Raw genomic sequence first — 2,653 nt, 5'->3', positions numbered from 1 at the left:
TGACCTTTCCTCGCAGGCCGACCCACCCCCAGCCCCTCCCTTCCAGGGAGGGGAGAGGCTGAATGTCGATTGGCCCTCATTCTACCCCCCGGGCGCATCCTGCCTGTCCGCCAACCTCCTGTGGCATTCGCACGGACAGTAAGGATCGTGCCGGGCGGGATACTGTCCCGCGGCACCGCGAAACCTCGTTTTCTCTTGCCGACCGATCCGGTACAAACGTAACGCCTGCCAGAAGCGGCCATGTAACTCCGGATCGGACCCGCTCGGTAGACAGATGACGCATACAGAAGCCACGCCCGACCCGGACCAGCATCCCGCAGACCGCATGAACGACATGCTGGCCGCGTTCGATTGGAGCACGACACCGCTCGGGCCGCGTGGCGCGTGGCCCGTATCGCTGCGGACGGCGGTCGATATCATGATGGCGTCGGGACATGCCATGTGCCTGGCGTGGGGGCCGGAGCGCACCTTCCTCTACAACGACGCCTATATCCCGATCCTCGGCAAGCGGCATCCGTTCGCCTTCGGCGTGACGTTCGCCGAGGCGTGGCCGGACGTGTGGGAGGAGATCGAACCGCTGGTCGACAAGACCTTTGCCGGCGAAACCTCGACTTTTAGCGACATGCCGCTGCTGATGGCGCGCAACGGCTATCCTGAGGATACGTGGTGGCGCTTTTCCTACTCGCCGGTGCGTGATGAGGGCGGCGCGGTCGCGGGCCTGCTCAACGTGACGATCGAGACGACCGACAGCGTCAAGGCCGAGCGCGACCGCAGTGCCGCGTCCACCGAGTTGCAGCGGAGCGAAGCCAAATGGCGCCGCCTGTTCGAGACGCTGGCGGAAGGCTTCATCCTCGGCGAAGTCGTTCGCGACGCGGACGGGCGGATCGTCGATTGGCGCTACGAAGAAGTGAACGACGCGTGGTACGACCTTGTCGGCGTCGAGCACGGCTGCGCGGTCGGGCGGACGATCCGCGAGGTCTTGCCCGGTATCGAGGACGAATGGGTGCTGGAGTTCGCCCGCGTCGTCGAGACGGGTCAGGCCATTCGCTTCACCCGACAGGTCGGCGATCTGCACCGCTGGTATGACGGCGTGTGCCAGCCGGCCGGCGAAGACTGGTTCACGGTCATCTTCCTCGAAGTCACCGATCGTATCTTGGCCGACCGACGCCGCGACGCGCTGTCGGAACTCGGCCGGGCGCTGACGTCTCTGGTCGATCCCAAGGAGATATTGCGCGCCGCGACGGAAATCATCGGTCGCGCGCTCGATGTCGGTCGCGTCGGCTACGGCACGGTCGCGGAGGATGGCGAAACCTTCGACGTGCCCGTCGACTGGACGGCCGAGGGCTATACCAGCCTCACCGGCACGCACCGCCTGAGCGACTATGGCAGCTATGCCGAGGATCTTCGCCAGGGCAGCACCATTGCCATCCCCGACATCCGGCTCAACCCGCGCACCGCGACGAACACTGCCCCGCTGAACGCGGTGGCCGCGCGCAGCATGGTCAACCGGCCGATCGTCGAAAACGGGCGTACGGTCGCCATCCTCTACGTCAACGACGGTCAGCCGCGCGACTGGTCGCCCGAAGAGCTGGCGTTCATCGCCGATGCCGGCGACCGTATCCGGACCGCCCTCGAACGGCGGCGTGCCGAGCAAGAGGCGTGGGAGACCGCCGCCTTCATGCAGAGCGTGCTGACCGCGTCCACCGATTGCATCAAGGTGCTGGAACTGGACGGATCGCTCTCGTTCATGAGCGAGGGCGGCATGGCCGTCATGGAGATCAGCGACTTCAACGCGGTCGCCGGCTGTCCCTGGCCCGATTTCTGGCAGGGTGCGGGCAATGCGGAGGCCAAGGCGGCGATCGCGGCGGCGCAAAACGGCGAGGCGAGGAACTTCATCGGCAAGGCCGATACCTATCGCGGCACACCCAAATGGTGGCACGTCGCCGTCAGCCCGATCGCCGGCGCCGATGGCCGGGTCGATCGCATCCTGTCCGTGTCGCGCGACATCACCGATCTGCGCGAGAGCGAGGAACAGCGCGAGCGCTTCGTGCGGCTTGCGGAAAACAGCCGCGACTTCGTGGGCATGGCGCATCTGGACGGGCGTGTCTTCTATATGAATAATGCGGCGCGAGCACTCGTCGGTCTGGAAGACGCCGACATCACCCGCTTCGCTATGACCGATTTCTTCCCGCCCGAACAGGTCGCGACGGTGGTCGACGACGTGCTGCCGGCGGTCCAGCGCGACGGACACTGGGTGGGGGAGCTGTGCTTCCGGCATTTCGGCACGGGCGCGTCGATCCCGGTCGTCTATTCCGTCTTTCCGATCACCGACGCCAGTGGTGCGGTGATCGGCTACGGCACGGTGACCCGCGACCACCGCGAGAAGAAGCGCGCCGAGGAGGACATGCAGCTCATGAACGGTGAGCTGGCCCATCGCCTGAAGAACGTGCTGACCGTCGTCCAGTCGGTTGCGCAGCAAACGCTGCGCAGCGCACCCGATACCGCCACGGCGTCGCGCGATCTCGGCTCGCGGCTGATGGCGCTCGGCTCGGCGACCGACGTCCTGACCGGATCGTCATGGCGATCGGCCGATCTGGGCGACGTGGCGCGGGGGGCACTGGCACCGCATGGCGCACTCGGCGAGCGCATCGTC

At 66.4% G+C, this 2,653-nt stretch carries 1 protein-coding gene; it reads left to right on the top strand.

The window, feature by feature from the left end:
* Nucleotides 1-325: 325 nt before the first annotated feature.
* A partial coding sequence (locus ASE59_RS16610; protein ID WP_056458911.1) for a PAS domain-containing protein occupies nt 326-2,653 on the top strand: 2,328 nt, incomplete at its 3' end.

Origin of the sequence: Sphingomonas sp. Leaf10 (assembly GCF_001421245.1) — a bacterium.
Classification (GTDB): Bacteria; Pseudomonadota; Alphaproteobacteria; order Sphingomonadales; family Sphingomonadaceae; genus Sphingomonas.
The sequence above is the reverse complement of the archived record's forward strand: the minus strand, read 5'-3'. Positions and strand labels throughout refer to the sequence as shown.